This is a genomic window from Pseudomonas sp. FSL W5-0299 (assembly GCF_005930655.1).
Classification (GTDB): domain Bacteria; phylum Pseudomonadota; class Gammaproteobacteria; order Pseudomonadales; family Pseudomonadaceae; genus Aquipseudomonas; species Aquipseudomonas mandelii.
In genome coordinates, this window is record NZ_RXHX01000014.1 from 58,786 (window position 1) to 75,921 (window position 17,136).

Genomic DNA, 17,136 nt, shown 5'->3' on the forward strand with positions numbered 1-17,136 from the left:
AGGAACCTCTCAATAAAAGTGCGGCATCACGTTGCGCGTTGGGATGATTGCCGAGGCTGTCGCGCACAGATCCGACGGCTGAATGTGTGTCGGGTGAGTCGGTGGTCATATCTGCAACCCCATGCGCATCAGCCAGGTCTCTGGCTCATGCCTTAAACCGCTGGGGGTGTTGAGGCTGCGTTGGTAATCGACGTCCACTTGCAGGTTTTTCCAGCTCAGGTTGACCCCGGCGCTGGCCCCGCTCAGGCGTTGCCCCTGGGTGCCGTAGTCGGCCTTGATCCAGCCGTTGTCCAGCCCCAGGCGCGGAGTGACTTGCACCGGCCAATCGCTGCGCAACGGCAGGCGCAAGGTGTTGCGCCAGATCGCGCCGCTGGCACCGGACGCACTGTTGACCCGGTAACCGCGCACGGCGGAATCATCGGTGCCGAGCAGTTGTTCGATGGCCGGCAGCGGATCGGGGCTGTACTGAATGTTCAACTGGCTTTGCCACTGCCATGTCTGCTGACCAAACTGGCCGTTTCGCCATTGGCTGAGACCGGCGCGGTACTTGCGAAACTGCGCCTTGGGCAGGTCGTTGACCTGGCGCTGGGCATCGTCATCGGCACCGAACCAGCGCAGGCCCTGGGCGTAATTGACGTCCAGGTTCCACACGGCGCTGTTGAGCCAGAACAGGTTCAAACCGGCTTCGGCCACGGTCAGGGTCGGGCTCTGGATACCGAGGCGAATGTTCTCCAGATAACTGTCGACGTCCTTGTGGGCCAGTTGCAGGTTGGCGCTGAACTGATGGCTCTGATCGCGCCACAACACCCGGTCGGCGCGCACGCTGAGCTGGTCGGTGATGCCGCTGCTGTGGAATTTCAGGGTGCTGAGCTTGAACGGCGCGCGGTATTCGGCATGGCTGGCGAATATGCTGTAGGTCCAGTAACCGTAGGGAATGGCGTAATAAACGCTGGCGTTGCGGCTGTAGCGATCACCGCGATTGAGGGTGTCGCTGGCACTCACGTTGAGGGCGTCATTGAGCTCCAGCGGACTGTCGAGGCTCAGGCTCAGGGTGTCGCGATCACGCCCGGTGCTGGCGCTGCCGAGGTTGTCGACGCCCAGGCCCAACGCCCAGCGAGACTGGCCGCTGCTGCGCGAACGCAGGATGATCCGCGAGGCGCCGGGCTGCGAGCCGGGGGCTATATCGGCCGTCAGGTCAAGCGAACGCAAGCGGTTCAACTGATCCAGGCCTTGCTCAAGATCGCGCAGGTACAGCGGCTTGCCGAGCATTCCGGGGAAGGCGCCACCGAGGGACACCGGCAGGCGCTGGTCGGCCAGTTCGATGGACTCGACGTAACCTTCATCGACCACGATATCCAGCGATTGCCCGGCGACCGGAGCGCTGCGCAGGTACGGCCGACTGGCGATGTACCCCGCGTCCACATACAGGCCGGTGATGGTCGCCAGCAGATGGTTGATCTGGCCGACGCCCATGCACGACGACAGTTGCGGCTTAATCCGCTCGTCGAGGGTCTTGCTGCTGATCAGGGTGACGCCACCGACACGCGTGCCACTTAGGGGCCAGCAGCGTTCATCGGCGGGCACACTGGCGGGGACGGCCGGCGCGACCGGCGCAGGACCAAAGCTGCCGCGCTCCAGTTGCCGGCGACGCTGCTCCAGTTGCAGCTGTTGCAGATCGCGCTGTTGCTGTTGTTGCTGGCGCAGCACTTCCTGGCCTGGGGCGGAGGGCTCTGCCGCCTGGAGTGCAGAAGCACTCAGGCACAACAACGAAGCCAACAACAGCGTGCAAGGCGAGCAACAACGGCGAGGCACAACGCGAAACGAATACGGCACTCAACATCCCTGTCATCATCAAATGGCTTAATGCCACCTCATCAATGCGAGTGATAGTCAGATCGTTCCTACACAAATGCAAGACGCGTCCTACACCGCTTACATTTCTTAAACAATTGGTTTCCTTGTCGTTCCTGTTCGTTCCCGCTGTCATCGCCCTGACGACTGGCAACAGAAATCATTTGCCACAAAATATTACCTGCGTCATATTACACGCGTAATAAAGACCCGCTTCCCATAGGTATTCACTCAATGACCAGCATGCCCAGCCTCGAACCCGACGTCGCTGTCCCGGTGAGCACACCCAAGTCTCCCCTGCTCAAACGGTTGGTCTTGCTGACGGCGGCCATCGCTGCCCTGGTGTTTGCCGGGCTGTACGCGACGCATTGGTGGACCACCGGGCGTTTCATTGAAGAAACCGACGATGCCTATATCGGCGGCGACGTGACAGTGATCGGCCCGAAAGTCGCGGGGTACATCGAAGAAGTGCTGGTCACCGACAATCAGAAGGTCAAGGCCGGCGATGTGCTGATCCGCCTCGACGCCCGTGACTACCGCGCCAACCTGGCCAGGGCCGACGGCGCGGTGGCCGCCGAAGAAGCGTTGCTGGCCAACCTCGACGCCACCGAACAACTGCAACACGCGGTGATCGGCCAGGCCCGCGCCGGCATCGATGCCGCCGGCGCCGAAACCGCTCGCTCACGGGACGACAATGCGCGCTACAAAAAACTGGTTGGCAGTAATGCGGTCTCGGTGGAAAGCGCCCAACGCGCCGACGCGACGTTCAAAACGGCTCAGGCCCTCAGTTCGAGGGCCCAGGCCGAACTGCTGGCGGCGCAGCGGCAGCTCAACGTGATCGCAACGCAAAAGCAGCAGGCCCGTGCCGCGCTGATGCAGGCCCATGCCGAACGTGATCTGGCGCAACTGAACGTGGATTACACCGAACTGAAGGCCCCAGTGGACGGCGTAATCGGCAATCGTCGGGCGCGGGTCGGCGCTTATGCCCAGGCCGGTTCGCAACTGCTGTCGGTGGTACCGTCCAGTGGTCTGTGGGTCGATGCCAACTTCAAGGAAGATCAACTGGCGCGCATGAATCCGGGGCAGCGGGTGGTCATTCATGCCGACGTGCTTTCCGGGCAGGCGTTTCATGGTCATCTGGACAGCCTCGCGCCGGCCAGTGGCTCACAGTTCAGCGTGCTGCCGCCGGAAAACGCCACCGGCAACTTCACTAAAATCGTTCAGCGGGTGCCGGTGCGCATCGTGCTTGATCCGGCCGATGGCGTGCTCGGCCACCTGCGTCCGGGCCTGTCGGTCACCGCCGAAGTGGACACTCGCAAGGAACCTGCAACCCCGGCCGTGGCCCGCGCGCCATGAGCCGCGCCCTCGCCGCCCCCGCGCAACCGTTCAATGCCGCGAACATGGCGACGGCGACCAAGGTTTTCGCCTTTGCCTCCATGTGTATCGGCATGTTCATCGCGCTGCTGGATATCCAGATCGTCTCCGCTTCGCTGCGTGACATCGGCGGCGGACTCTCGGCCGGCACCGATGAAACGGCGTGGGTGCAAACCAGTTACCTGATTGCCGAAATCATCGTGATCCCGCTGTCGGGCTGGCTGTCGCGTGTGTTCTCGACGCGCTGGCTGTTTTGCGCTTCTGCGGTGGGATTCACCTTGGCCAGCCTGCTCTGCGGCGCGGCCTGGAACATCCAGAGCATGATCGCCTTCCGTGCCCTGCAAGGCTTTCTCGGTGGTTCGATGATCCCGCTGGTATTCACCACCGCGTTCTTTTTCTTCACCGGCAAACAACGGGTGATCGCGGCCGCGACCATCGGCGCAGTGGCTTCGCTGGCACCGACCCTGGGGCCGGTGATTGGTGGCTGGATCACCGACATTTCATCCTGGCACTGGCTGTTCTACATCAACCTGGTGCCGGGGATTTTCGTCGCGGTGGCGGTGCCGATGCTGGTGAAAATCGACCAGCCGGAACTGTCGCTGCTCAAGGGCGCCGACTACTTGAGCATGGTGTTCATGGCGCTGTTTCTCGGTTGCCTGGAATACACCCTCGAAGAAGGTCCGCGCTGGAACTGGTTCAGCGACAGCACCATTTTGACCACGGCATGGATCAGTGGCCTGGCCGGCCTGGCTTTCATCGGGCGAACCTTGCATGTGGCCAACCCGATCGTCGATTTGCGCGCCTTGAAGGACCGCAACTTCGCCCTCGGTTGTTTCTTCTCGTTCGTCACCGGGATCGGCCTGTTTGCCACCATTTACCTGACGCCGCTGTTCCTCGGCCGGGTGCGCGGCTACGGTGCGCTGGACATTGGTCTGGCAGTTTTCTCCACCGGAGTGTTCCAGATCATGGCGATTCCGCTGTACGCCTTTCTGGCCAATCGCATCGACCTGCGCTGGATCATGATGAGCGGCCTTGGTCTGTTCGCGCTGTCGATGTGGGATTTCAGCCCGATCACCCATGACTGGGGGGCCAAAGAACTGATGCTGCCGCAAGCCTTGCGCGGAATCGCCCAGCAATTGGCCGTGCCGCCAACGGTGACATTAACCCTCGGCGGACTGGCGCCGGCACGGCTCAAACATGCCTCGGGGCTGTTCAACCTGATGCGAAACCTGGGGGGCGCCATCGGCATTGCCGCGTGTGCGACCATCCTCAACGACCGCACCAACCTGCACTTCACCCGGTTGGCGGAAAACCTCAACAGCACCAACGAAGCGCTGAACCAATGGCTGTCCCAGGTCGGCAATAACTTCGCCGCCCTCGGCCAGAGCGGCGACGCCGGCGTCACCGCCAGCCTGCATCAACTCTGGCTGCTGACCTACCGCGAAGCCCAGACCCAGACCTACGGCGACGCCTTTCTGATGATTATGGTGTGCTTCATCATTGCCACGGCGATGGTGCCCTTGATGCGCAAGGTGCAGCCACCGGCCGCACCGTCAACAGACGCTCACTGATCAGGCTTGAGGCATTTTGCGGAAACCCACCGCCAGGCGATTCCAGGCGTTGATGGTGGTAATGGCCACGGTCAGGTCGACCAATTCCTTCGGGCTGAACTCGGACGCCGCCAGTTCGTAGTCCTCATCCGGCGCGTGAGTCTGGCTCAGCAGCGTCAGGGACTCGGTCCACGCCAGCGCCGCACGTTCACGCGGGGTGAAGAACGGCGTTTCACGCCAGGCCGACAATGTGTACAGACGGCGCTCGTCTTCACCGCCCTTGCGCGCATCGGCGCTGTGCATGTCCAGGCAGAAGGCGCAGCCGTTGATTTGCGAGGTGCGCAGCTTGACCAGTTCGATCAGGGTCTTTTCCAGCGGCAGCTTCGAAACCGCGCCTTCCAGCGCGATCATGGCTTTGAGTGCGTCAGGGGACGCGGTGTAGAAATCGAGGCGAGGTTTCATGGTGGACTCCAATACCAAATGGGGGTGGAGCCAAGTTAATCCCCCACACCCCTCTCACAAATAACCAATATCACCAAAGTCAAGGAGACCATTGGATGTGCCGATGATGGATTGGCGAGCTGAAACGCGGTTTTCCTGCTCACGAACCGCGCAGTGCTCATCCCCGAAGCCCCCTACGCCCGACTGCGCAACCAGCGCAAAAACCCTTTCTTCTCCACCACCTTCGGCACTTCCTGGGTCAGGGCCTGCGCCTTGTGCAAGCGGAAATCCAGCAACGCCGTCATCGCTTCGCTGATGTCATGACGCGCATCCAGGCACGGTTTGAGGTAGTCCTTCTCGATGCGATACAAGCTGCAGGCGGTCTTGGCGCTGAACTCCGCCGGCAGCGCGGTATCGGACAAAATCCCGCCCTCGCCGATCACCTCGCCCGGGCCCATGCGCCCGGATTCGAACTTGACCCCGCCCCGGCTCAACTGCACCGAGACCACACCCGATTCGATGATAAACAGGTGATCGCTGACCTCACCCGCCGGCAGGATCATGTCACCGGCGCGGAAGGTTTGCAGGGTCATGTTCTGGCTGAAGGTGTCTTTCTCTTCCTGACGCAGGGTCGAGAAAATGTTCGAACTGTCCAGCAACGCCCGTGGCCGTGACAGGACGGCAGGCGCGTTGGATTCGACGCTCGACAACAGGCTGACACCAGACGCCTGCAAGTGCCGGTACGCCAGGTCGAACAGCAGATTGCGCACCATGCGTTTCTGATCCATGGAGACCACGAAGCCACTGATTTCGTACTCCACGCCACTGGCGCTCGAGCCTTTCAACGCCACACTTGGTGCCGGTTTGCTCAGCAGATAACGGCAACCCTGCATCGCCCGCTCCAACGCGTCGAGCACCGTTTGCGGGCGCGCGTGCGGGCTCAGTTGCAGGCTGATCGAGACGCCGAACATATCGCTCGGCCGGCTGAAATTGATGATCTTGGCCTTGGCCGCCAGCGAGTTGGGAATCACCACCATGCTGCCCTGGGACGTTTGCAGGCGCGTGGCGCGCCAATCGATGTCGGTGACCCGGCCTTCGGTGCCGTCGATGGAGATCCAGTCATCCAGTTGATAGGGTTTGGTGGTGTTGAGGACGATCCCGGAGAACACGTCGCTGAGGGTGCTTTGCAAGGCCAGGCCGACGATGATCGCCAATGCACCGGAGGTCGCGAGCACGCCTTTGACCGGCAGTTCGAGCACATAGGCCAGGGCGGCGATGACGGCGATCAGAAAGATCACCGCACCGAGCAGATCCTGCAGCAACCGCCCCGTGTGCCCGACCCGTTGCATCATCACTGCACCGATCAACACCGTCAGGGTGCGCGCGCCGAACAGCCACCAGCCGATCTGCAACCCCGTGGCCGCCAGGTGCAGCGGTACGTTATCGGCCCAGGGTGCCGGCTCCAGCGGGTTCATGCCTTCGTTGAACAACAAGACACTGAACAGCGCAAAAATCACCAGCCGCACGACCAGTTTCCAGTTGCTGCCGTTGGCACTGATCAAGCGCCACAAGCCGAGATCAATCAGGATCAGGACCAGCGCGCTGATCAAGGGGTGATTGGTAAGCAGTGACAGCATCAAACAACTCCAGCCATGTACGGATGGGCACAGTGTAGGAGTAAATGCGGATCTGATAACACCTCAAAAAACTGCGGGATGAGTGTTGGCACAGCCCAGCGTCAAGACAATGAGCTCAATCGCTCATCTGGCCGAAACGGCCCGACTGGAAGTCAGCAAAGGCCTGATGAATCTCTTGCTCGCTGTTCATCACGAACGGGCCGTGACCGACAATCGGTTCGTCGATCGGCTCGCCGCTGAGCAGCAACACCACGGCGTCATCATTGGCTTCCAGGCTGAGCTGATGGCCATCGCGTTCGAACAACGCCAACTGCCCTTCGCGCATAAGTTCCAGGCCGTTGACCTCAACCGTGCCGCGCAACACCACCAGCGCGGTGTTACGGCCTTCATGCAGGTCGAGGGTCAACAACTTGCCGCCGTTGAGGCGCAGGTCCCAGACGTCGATCGGCGTGAACGTGCGCGCCGGACCGGTGTGCCCCTCAAACTCGCCCGCGATCAAGCGCAAGCTGCCAGCCTTGTCCTTGAGCGGGAGGTTCGGGATGTCGCCATCGAGAATCGTCTGGTAACCGGCATCGGCCATTTTGTCCCTGGCCGGCAGGTTGACCCACAGCTGCACCATTTCCAGGGTGCCGCCGGTCCTGGCGAACTCTTCGGAGTGAAATTCCTCGTGGAGAATCCCCGACGCCGCGGTCATCCATTGCACATCGCCGGGGCCAATCCTGCCGCCGCTGCCGGTGGAGTCGCGGTGCTCCACTTCGCCCTTGTAAACGATGGTCACGGTTTCGAAACCGCGGTGCGGATGCTGACCCACGCCACGACGCTCGGTGGTCGGGGTGAATTCGGTGGGGCCAGCATGATCGAGCAGCAAAAACGGGCTGATGTGTTTGGCCAGGTTGTCATAGGAAAACAGTGTGCGAACCGGGAAACCGTCGCCGACCCAGTGGGTGCGCGGGCTGGTGTAAATACCGATGATGTTTTTCATCCTGCCTCCAAATTCGTTGTTTGACGCAATGGACTCAGCTTAAGACCGAACGCTTCAATGCACTAGACGGCAAAAATCAGCCTGAGCGTTCTACCTGGAGAACGATGGCAAAGGTTTCGACAGGGCCGGTAATCGGCGAGGAATTGCGCCTGGGCGATAGCGTGTGACGACTCGACACGCGGGGCTGGCGGAGTTTTTATTTCGGACATAATATCGATCGGGATTACAACCATAATATCCGCTCTCGTTCGAGGAACTCATCATGCAAAGCCCCACCCGCGACGCCACCCTCGCCCAATGGATCGCCCAGGAACAGGCCATGCGCTCGCGTCTGGCCGGACCGGGCAGCCTGTCCATGGCTGAGGTCAGCGCGCTGTCACCCGCCGAGTTTTTCCAGGGTATCGGCGACGGCGCACTGCCTTCACCGCCCATCGGCGCCTTGATGGATTTCATCCCCATCGAATGGTCGGCCGGGCTGTTCATTTTCCAGGGCACGCCGGATTCGCGGCACTACAACCCGCTGGGCAGCGTGCATGGCGGCTACGCGGCGACCTTGCTGGATTCGTGCATGGGCTGTGCGATTCATACACAGCTCAAGAAGGGCCAGGGGTATACGACGCTGGACTTGCGCATCAGCTACGTCCGGGCGTTGACCGGCGCCAGCGGACCAGTCCGGGCCGAAGGGAAAATTGTGCATCTGGGCCGCTCCACCGCGCTGGCCGAGGGGCGGATTTATGATGTGGATGGGCGGTTGTATGCGACGGGGTCGACGACTTGCATGATTCTTGAGGCTCGGGGGTAAGTTCCGAGACCGAGTTGTGGCCATCGCGAGCAGGCTCGCGCCTACAAACGCAACGCCGCCCCTGTAGGAGCGAGGCTTGCCCGCGAAGACGGCAGACCAGACACCCTCAATCCTCCAGGCGGCCCCCCGATTCATGACTTGCGGTAAACATTGCTTTGCCCATCCAGCGGTTTTTCCCAGGGAGGCAGCCGGGGATACTCCTGTCCATTCCCACTGCAACCCTTGGAGTCATTGATGTCTATTCCCGCATTCGGTCTTGGTACCTTTCGTTTGCAAGGCCAAGTGGTCATCGATTCGGTGAGCACCGGCCTCGCGCTGGGTTACCGAGTGATCGACACCGCGCAAATCTACGAAAACGAAGCCGAGGTCGGCGAGGCCATTGCCGCCAGCGGTATCGCCCGTGAAGAATTGTTCATCACCAGTAAAATCTGGATCGCCAATTTCGCCAAAGACCGGTTGATCGACAGCCTCAAAGAGAGCCTGCGCAAACTGCAGACCGATTACCTGGACCTGACGCTGATCCACTGGCCGTCCCCGGACGATCAAGTGCCGGTCGAAGAGTTCATGGGCGCCTTGCTCGAAGCCAAGCGACTGGGCCTGACCCGGCAGATCGGCGTCTCCAACTTCACCGTCGAGCTGATGCAAAAAGCGATTGCAGCGGTCGGTGCCGAGAACATCGCGACCAACCAGATCGAGCTGCACCCGTACCTGCAAAACCGCAAGGTCGTTGAGTTTGCCCGGCGCCAGGGCATCCAGATCACGTCCTACATGACCCTGGCCTACGGCGAAGTGTTGAAAGACCCGGCCATCCAGCAAATCGCCGCTCGTCTTCAGGCTACCCCGGCCCAAGTCACGCTGGCCTGGGCCATGCAGTCGGGGTACGCGGTTATCCCCTCTTCCACCAAACGCGCCAACCTGCAAAGCAATCTGAAAGCCTGTGACCTGCAGTTGAGCGAAGCCGACATGGCGTTGATCGCCAGCCTGGATCGCGGCCATCGATTGACCAGCCCCAAAGGTATCGCGCCGCACTGGGATTAAGTGTCAGCCCGTCTCAAGGCTCTGATCGAGACTTCGCATGGCGTCCTGCAATTGATCGACGGCTTCGTCGATCGATGTCGCACGACCTTCGGCGCAGGCACGTTCCAGCGCCTTGCACCTTTCGATCAACCGTTGGGCACGGACCATGCGCGCACCGCCCTTGATACGGTGCGCCAGGTCTCGCAGCCCCGGGAGATTGTTGTCGGCGTGTGCTTGAAGCAGATGTTCGCGGTCGTTGCGATTGGTTATTGCCAGTTCACGCAGCAATTGATTGATCAACGTCCGGTCTTCTCCGACGTATTGCTCCAGCTCGCTCAAATCGATCTCGGATGATGGGGGTTGTTCGTTCGTCGTCTCTGCAAACCGGTCGGCCAACCAACTACTCAGATCCGCCAGCCGAATCGGCTTGAACAGACAATCGTCCATGCCCGCCTCCAGGCACCGGACCTTTTCCTCAGGCTGCGCATTGGCGGTAAAACCCAGGATCAGCGTCGGCAGCAGGCCATACGCGCGCTCTTCATCGCGTATCTCACCGGTCAATTCATAACCGCTGAGCTTCGGCATATTGCAGTCAGTGATGACCACATCAAACTCGTGTGTACGCCACAGTTCCAGCCCTCGCTCGCCCTCTTCGGCCTCCATCACGCGATGCCCCAGGTAGCTCAGCTGGCTTGAGAGCAACAGGCGATTGGCCGGGTAATCGTCAACCACCAGAATGGTCAGTGGCCGCGTGGGTATCGGTGATCCGCTGTCGGCTGATGCACAGGGTGGTAACGGCTTCAACGCCATCAGCGAAAGGCTGATGTCGACTTGCGAGCCTTGGCCGAGGACGCTGCGCAGCACCAGCCGCCCCCCCATCATTTCGCACAACGCCTGACTGATCACCAACCCCAGCCCGGACCCCATGCTCGCGGATTGCTGGCTGTTACCGGCCTGAACGAACGGACTGAACAAGCGTTTCTGGTCAGCTGCGCTGATGCCGATGCCGGTGTCTTCAATGCGCACATTGACCCCCAGATGCCCTGACAATCCGGGCACCACACTTAACGTCAAACTCACCTCACCCTCACGGGTGAACTTGATCGCGTTGCTCAACAGGTTGGACAGCACCTGCTTGAAGCGCGTGGGGTCGATCAGCACCTCACGGTCGCTGCGCGGGTCCAGATCGACGCGCCACGCCAAGTGCCTTTCCCGGGCAAGTCCTTCAAAGACCCGACAGATCGACGCCACCAGATCACGCAAATTGGCACGTTCGGGCATCAGCGATAAACGCCCTGACTCAATGCGCGCGATATCCAGAATGTCGCCGATCAACGCCAGCAACTGCTGAGCAGCCGTAGCGGCGACCTCAAGGGATCGGCGATCGGCAACGCCCTCTTCAGCCCGCTTCCAGGCCATTTCCAGAAACCCGATCAGGGCACTCATCGGTGTGCGGATTTCATGGCTCATGGTTGCCAAAAAAGTGGTTTTGGCACGGTTGGCATCGTCCGCAACGTCCTTGGCCTGCTGCAACTGCTGCAGCCACTGCTGGCGTTGGCGAATTTGCCGACGCTGCCAGGCGATCCATCCCAAGGCCAGCAACAACAACGCCCCGGCCGCCGCAAACCCCTGCAAAATAGCTCGCCGATGGCGCAGCCAATAACTGTCATCGACCACCGCATCACTGCTCCAGCGGGCGACCAGATCGTCCATTTCCTCGGGCGAAATGCTCAGCAAGGCCTTGTTCAAAATCGAGTTCAACACCGATTCATCACGGCCGGTTGCCATCGAGATGCGCGCCGGTTCATCGCCCACGGTACTGCTGATGCGTAAACGTCCCTGGTAATACCGAGCAATCAGGTAACGGGTCATGAACAATGAACTGAGCGCGGCATCGGCCTGTCCCTTCGCCACCGACTCCAGACCTTCGGCCGGATTTTGTACGTCCACCATCTGCACCTGCGGTGACCGCGCCTGAATGAACGCGCGCATGGGGTGACGGGGATAAATCGCCAGGCGCTTACCGGCCAGATCGCCCAGCGTCTGTGGACTACCGGAGGTGGTCGCACTGACCAGCGTGTAGGGATTGACTGCATAGGACCGGGTAAAGTGCAGCCCGGATACGCCTTCGGTCGTGGGAATGATGGCGGGCAAGATGTCAATCTCGCCGGCCTTGAGTCGCTGGATCTGCTGGTCCAGGGATTGGCCTCGCAACACGTTGAAATTCAAACCGCTGCGCTGGCTGATGAGCGTCAGCATTTGCGCCGCCAACCCGCTGAATCGGCCCTCGGGATCGTAGAACGTCAAGGGCGCAAAATTCTCCACAACCCCCACATTGACCGTCGGATGCTGATCCAGCCAGCGCTGTTCACTCTCACTCAGATCCACGCGTTGCTGTCCCGCCACTTTCGCCCTGCCGGCGCTCCAGCGCTGCTCGATGATCGAGCGCTGCTCCATGGGGATCGCCACCAGCGCCTTGTCGATGAGGTCCTTCAGCGCCAGGTTGTCCCGAGCCAGCGCGAAGCCGAACGGGTTAGCGTCGAGGCTGGCCGGCCCCATCAGTTGAATGTCATTGAGGTAGTTATTGTTGATCAGGTAATTGGCGCTGAAGATGTCTACGAGGGATACGTCAACCTGCCCATACGCCACCGCCCCGAGCGCATCGAGCGTCGAAGGATAACGTTGCAGGCTGGCCTGGGGATAGAACGATTCAACGGTCTGCGCCGGCAGGTAATCATCGGCCATGGCAATGCGCTTACCCGCCAGATCCACGGGCATGTGCTCGTCCCGTCGGGTGACCAGCATCGGCTGGTCTTCAGCATAAGCGCTGGACAGGATCAGCTCGGGGTCGGCCAGTTCAAAGTTGTTCGAAGTGCCCAGCAGATCCAGTTCGCCGAATCTAAGCGCCTCCATGGCCGCTTCTCGGGTGACATAACGCAGCACTTCGATCTGTACGTTCAGCAGTTGCGCAACGAGTATGGCGTAATCGGCGGTGATGCCTTCCAGCTCGTCGTGATTGCGCGTCACTTCGAACGGCGGGTAGTCCGGTCCGCTCACCCCGAGGCGCAACACACGCTTGTTGCGCAGCCATTGCCGGTCTTGTTCATCCAGATCGACCGCGTAGCCCTCCACCGTGGACCGCCCCAGCAACTGCAAACGCTCAGGCTCGCCGGCGATAGCCGATACCGCCGGCACGAGACACAACATGAGGCTCAGCAGCCATACACGCACGGTCAGGCGCACTCAGATCAGGTTATTGCGTATGGCGAAGTCCCGCAGATGCACTGCCGCCACAACCCCCAGTTTTATGACCAAGCGCGTTTTGTAGGTGCTCACGGTTTTGTGGCTCAGGTTCATGGCTTCGGCGATCGCTTTGTTGGAAAAGCCTCGGGCAAGGTATTGCAAGATGGTCAACTCGCGGTTGGACAGTGTATCGATCAACTTTTTTTCGCTGTGTTGCAGCGGGTTCATCGGTCTGGACAGCAACTGCGAAAAGTAGGTGTAGCCCGCCATCAACGCGTGCACAGCCTTTTGCAATTGCTCCAGGCTGTTGTTTTTTGAGACATACGCCAACGCGCCGCCGCGCATGCATCGCTCCTGGAAAAACAGTGGATCGAGCGAGGTGAACACCAGCACTACGCATTTCCAGTCGCAGGCCTTGATTCGCTCCAGCAGGTCCAGGCCGTTGCCGCCGGGCATCACCAGATCCAGGATCAGCAGATCCACTTGTTGCTCACGGAGTGTGGTCAACGCTTCCCCAACGCTGGCCGCCTCATGAATCTGCTTGAAGCCTTCCCGCCCAAGTACAAGTTTCACTGCGGCGCGAACCACCGGATGATCGTCCACAATCATCGCTCTCTTCATGGCAACTCCCTGTGCAAAAACTCAACGAATGCCCGTCGGATAACGCCGGGGCAGACGCAACGGCTGCGCCAGGACTGTTGCATGGGAGAAAGGCAGAATCTACCTGTCAGAAATGACAGTACCGACGAACGGTATGCGGCAATCACCCGGCGTACCGCTGATTACGCTCCTGCGACGATGGATCAATGATCGCCAGCAACGTCTGAATACAGCGCAGATCAGGCAGCGCCGCGTGACTCACCTGAACCTTGGGTTGCGAGTTGGCCGGGATCGTCGGCAACTGTGCCCGTTGGCCGTCGAAAATCAGTGCGTGGCGAACCTGCCGGTTATCGAGAAAATAGCTGAGCAAATCCAGTTCGCCTGCCGCCAGCGCGGCATTGACGACCACCAGGTCGAACGGCTCGCAACCGTACTCGACCAGGGTCAGCATTGAAGCAAGGTCCTGCACCGGCGCCACGCGGTAATAATCGAGCTGATTGAACAGCCGCTCGATCAGCATCCGGTGAAAGTGTTGCTCGTCGGCGATCAAGATGCGCAAGGCTTTATTCGGCATCGTAGCCTCATGTGTGAATAGCTGATTTTTGAAGCGGCGAGGCTACGGGAGGCGCACAGATGTTTCTGTAGGACTTTTCCTAAAAGACCGCAGTTTCCGGCCATTACTGCCATCCAAACCGCCGAATGTAGAAACCCTTCACCGCCTGAGTCAGCCCCATGTACGCCAGCAGAATCAGCGGCAGGAACACGAAATACAGCGACGGCAACGCCTGAAGCTTGAAGTAGTGCGCCAACGGCCCCATCGGCAGGAATATCCCCACGGCCATGATGACCCCGGTCATGACCATCAACGGCATGGCTGCGCGGCTTTGCAGGAACGGGATTTTCGGCGTGCGGATCATGTGCACGATCAAGGTCTGGGTCAGCAGCCCGACCACGAACCAGCCGGACTGGAAGAGCGTTTGATGGACCGGGGTATTGCCGTCGAACACGTACCAGGCCCAGAGCTGGCCGCGATCGGGATTTCCGCTGCTCGCTTATCGGCGAGACAACGGCAACAGGCTGCGCGTTATCTTGCCGGGAAGGTGCCGGTTATCGAAACCGGCCGACTACTGTCACTCGAACAAGTCCCCACTGAGGGTCTCCGCTATTGATGAAAACGCGCGAAGCTTACGCCCCGATTTCTGGAGAGTAAACGAAGGAACGGCGGCGGGTGGGGGAATTGCGGGGTTCTTCAGGAAGGGTTCAGCTTTCAATATTTGTGGTGTTCTTCAGGGCCCATCGCGAGCAGGCTCGCTCCCGCATCAGGCCTGCAAACACAGGTCCATTGTGGGAGCGAGCCTGCTCGCGATGACGGGTCAACAGACACAGAAAATTTAGCTGGCAGTGGCCAACAACAAATCCACCACCGACCGGCTATGCCCACGATGCTTGCCATGGTCATACAACGACCCGGCAATCTCATCCGCGCGTATCGGCAGGATCGACAACAGCGTGTCGCTCAAACCGTGGCTCGCCTGGCAGAAGCCCTGCATATAGATGCCGGCCTTGCAGCGCTCGTCGGTGATCAGCTTGTAGTTGCGATCCACCTCGAAATCACCCAGGTATTGCTCCAGCGGCGCCAGCAGTTTGCGGTGCATCTGGCGCTCGTAACCGGTGGCCAATACCACGGCATCGTACAGACGAACCGAGACTTCACCGGTGGCATTGTTGCGCACCGCCAGCTCGATGCCGCGCTCGGTGGCGGTGGCTTTTTCGATGGTGGTCAGCGTACGGAAGGTGTGACGCGCGATACCCGAGACTTTCTGGCGATAGAAGATGCCGTAGATGCGTTCGATCAGGTCAATGTCCACCACCGAATAGTTGGTGTTGTGGTACTCGTTGACCAGACGCTCACGCTCGCTGCTCGCCTGCTGGAACACCAGGTCGGTGAACTCCGGCGAGAACACTTCGTTGACGAACGGGCTGTCATCCGCCGGCTTCAGCGCCGAGCCACGCAGGATCATGTCGACCTGCACCGACGGGAAGCTGTCGTTCAAATCGATAAAGGCTTCCGCCGCGCTCTGGCCGCCGCCGATGATTGCGATGCTCATCGGTTGATTGTTCACGCAAGGCTGTTTGGCCATCTGCGCCAGGTACTGCGAGTGGTGGAACACGCGGCCGTCATCCTTGAGCGCCTTGAACGCTTCGGGAATGCGCGGCGTACCGCCGGCACTGACCACCACCGAACGGGTGGTGCGCACGTGTTGCTGCCCTTGGGTATCGCGAGAGATCACCCGCAGCGCCTCGACCTGCTGGTTGTGCAGCACCGGCTCGATGGTCAGCACTTCTTCGCCGTAGCGGCTCTGGGCTTCAAACTGGCCGGCGACCCAGCGCAGGTAGTCGTTGTACTCCATGCGGCACGGGTAGAAGGTGCCGAGGTTGATGAAGTCCACCAGACGTCCGTGATGCTTAAGGTAGTTAACGAACGAATACGGGCTGGTCGGGTTGCGCAGGGTCACCAGGTCCTTGAGGAAGGAGATCTGCAACTCGCTCTGGGTCACCAGGGTGTTGCCGTGCCAGCGATAGTCCGCCTGCTTGTCGAGAAACAGAACATCCAGCTCGCCCTGGCTCGGCCCGCGCTCTTGCAGAGCGATGGCCAGCGCCAGGTTCGAAGGGCCGAAACCGACGCCGATCAGGTCGTGAACGATGGGCGATGCAATTGCCTGTGTCATTTCCAGTGTCCTCTGGATGAACCCCTCAACAAGGGGAATAAGCCTAAGTGACCTGATGCAGGACAGCAGGTCGTCTGTTGAGTAGGAACGAGGACAATGAAAAAAAATTTAGAGAGAAGGGATCAATGGGCGTCCCACTGTCGCATCCGCACGCGGCAATGCTTCATGGCATTGACGATGTGCTTCTCCACCAGCGCGCGCGAGATACCGAGGTGCTCTGCAATTTCCGGGTGCGACAGGCCGTCGATCTTGCGCAGCAGAAAACTTTCGCGACAGAGCCGCGGCAATTCCGCCAGGGCACGCTGGAGCATTTCCAGGCGCTGGCCATGATCGAGGCAGTTGTGCGGGGACGGGGTGAAGTAGCGCTCTTCGTTGTCGAGCACGTCCAGCGATTCAACCTGGCGCAAGGCGTTGCGGCGATGATCGTCGATTACCAGGTTCAGCGCGGTGCGATAAAGGAAGGCCCGGGGCTGCTCGATCGGTGTGTCACTGGAACGCTCCAGCACCCGCAGATAAGCGTCATGCACCACATCTTCGGCCACCTGACGGTTGCCTAGCCTGGCGTTCAGGAAACACACCAGCTCGCGATAGTAGTTTTCCAACATGACTCCCGGCCGCACAGGGTGCGGTTTCTATCCTTGAGCCACTTCCGCGACCGCACAAATGGGCAATGGCAAGATGGTGGCAGTTCGAGTCGCGTAATTTATAGTAATTCTCATATAGATTTAAAGTGTTGCTTTGACTTACCTGATAAATAGTCATGCGCTACACCTGTAACGGTATGTGTGTCAGCACCTAAATTCCCCGCGACATTCCTCGTTTACAGGACAGCTCCCCGTGTCTGTCGGCCCCCCGACAGCGTTCGCCTGCCGCCGCTTTTCGTGCGCAGGATGAACGACGGGCCGATACC

At 60.2% G+C, this 17,136-nt stretch carries 13 protein-coding genes and 1 pseudogene; 4 read left to right on the forward strand and 10 right to left on the reverse strand.

Annotated elements, in window-relative coordinates; genetic code table 11:
- Positions 1–105 precede the first annotated feature (105 nt).
- The gene (locus FHL16_RS18250) at positions 106–1,833 is read right to left on the reverse strand and encodes a ShlB/FhaC/HecB family hemolysin secretion/activation protein (RefSeq protein ID WP_077748884.1); all 1,728 of its coding nucleotides are present in this window, start codon (positions 1,831–1,833) and stop codon (positions 106–108) included.
- Positions 1,834–2,085: 252 nt separating this feature from the next.
- On the opposite strand from FHL16_RS18250, the gene FHL16_RS18255 reads away from it, so the two are divergent.
- Entirely contained in the window at positions 2,086–3,207 is a 1,122-nt protein-coding gene (locus FHL16_RS18255) for an HlyD family secretion protein (protein ID WP_077748885.1), read from the forward strand.
- A complete protein-coding gene (locus FHL16_RS18260) occupies positions 3,204–4,796 on the forward strand; it encodes a DHA2 family efflux MFS transporter permease subunit (RefSeq protein WP_077748886.1) in 1,593 nt (530 codons plus the stop codon). The genes FHL16_RS18255 and FHL16_RS18260 overlap by 4 nt, the downstream gene beginning before the upstream one ends.
- Here the strand turns inward: FHL16_RS18260 and FHL16_RS18265 are convergent, their stop codons facing one another.
- From FHL16_RS18265 to FHL16_RS18275, 3 genes are all read right to left on the reverse strand, one after another.
- Positions 4,797–5,237 carry a carboxymuconolactone decarboxylase family protein gene (locus tag FHL16_RS18265; RefSeq protein WP_077748887.1) on the reverse strand — a complete coding sequence of 147 codons (441 nt, stop codon included), beginning with the start codon at positions 5,235–5,237 and terminating at the stop codon, positions 4,797–4,799.
- 173 nt (positions 5,238–5,410) lie between these two features.
- Complete coding sequence (locus FHL16_RS18270) at positions 5,411–6,853, reverse strand: mechanosensitive ion channel domain-containing protein (protein WP_010458478.1); 1,443 nt, start codon at positions 6,851–6,853, stop codon at positions 5,411–5,413.
- A 115-nt stretch (positions 6,854–6,968) separates the two neighbouring features.
- Complete coding sequence (locus FHL16_RS18275; RefSeq protein WP_077748888.1) at positions 6,969–7,835, reverse strand: pirin family protein; 867 nt, start codon at positions 7,833–7,835, stop codon at positions 6,969–6,971.
- 262 nt (positions 7,836–8,097) lie between these two features.
- On the opposite strand from FHL16_RS18275, the gene FHL16_RS18280 reads away from it, so the two are divergent.
- The gene (locus FHL16_RS18280) at positions 8,098–8,637 is read left to right on the forward strand and encodes a PaaI family thioesterase (RefSeq protein WP_077748889.1); all 540 of its coding nucleotides are present in this window, start codon (positions 8,098–8,100) and stop codon (positions 8,635–8,637) included.
- A 234-nt stretch (positions 8,638–8,871) separates the two neighbouring features.
- Positions 8,872–9,675, forward strand: coding sequence for a 2,5-didehydrogluconate reductase DkgB (dkgB, locus tag FHL16_RS18285; RefSeq protein WP_077748890.1), 804 nt, complete (start codon positions 8,872–8,874; stop codon positions 9,673–9,675).
- Between the two features lie 3 nt (positions 9,676–9,678).
- On the opposite strand, the gene FHL16_RS18290 is transcribed toward dkgB, so the two are convergent.
- The 6 genes and pseudogenes from FHL16_RS18290 to FHL16_RS18320 form a co-directional block, all read right to left on the reverse strand.
- The gene (locus FHL16_RS18290) at positions 9,679–12,861 is read right to left on the reverse strand and encodes a response regulator (protein WP_077748928.1); all 3,183 of its coding nucleotides are present in this window, start codon (positions 12,859–12,861) and stop codon (positions 9,679–9,681) included.
- A gap of 36 nt (positions 12,862–12,897) precedes the next feature.
- On the reverse strand, positions 12,898–13,518 hold the full coding sequence (locus tag FHL16_RS18295) for a response regulator transcription factor (protein WP_042932214.1): 621 nt from the start codon (positions 13,516–13,518) through the stop codon (positions 12,898–12,900).
- Positions 13,519–13,660: 142 nt separating this feature from the next.
- Entirely contained in the window at positions 13,661–14,071 is a 411-nt protein-coding gene (locus FHL16_RS18300; RefSeq protein WP_077748891.1) for a chemotaxis protein CheY, read from the reverse strand.
- A gap of 103 nt (positions 14,072–14,174) precedes the next feature.
- A pseudogene (locus tag FHL16_RS18305) lies at positions 14,175–14,510 on the reverse strand (cation transporting ATPase C-terminal domain-containing protein); the annotation flags it as partial.
- Positions 14,511–14,888: 378 nt separating this feature from the next.
- Complete coding sequence (locus FHL16_RS18315; RefSeq protein ID WP_077748894.1) at positions 14,889–16,226, reverse strand: lysine N(6)-hydroxylase/L-ornithine N(5)-oxygenase family protein; 1,338 nt, start codon at positions 16,224–16,226, stop codon at positions 14,889–14,891.
- A 122-nt stretch (positions 16,227–16,348) separates the two neighbouring features.
- The gene (locus FHL16_RS18320) at positions 16,349–16,831 is read right to left on the reverse strand and encodes a sigma-70 family RNA polymerase sigma factor (protein ID WP_042932216.1); all 483 of its coding nucleotides are present in this window, start codon (positions 16,829–16,831) and stop codon (positions 16,349–16,351) included.
- Positions 16,832–17,136: the final 305 nt, after the last annotated feature.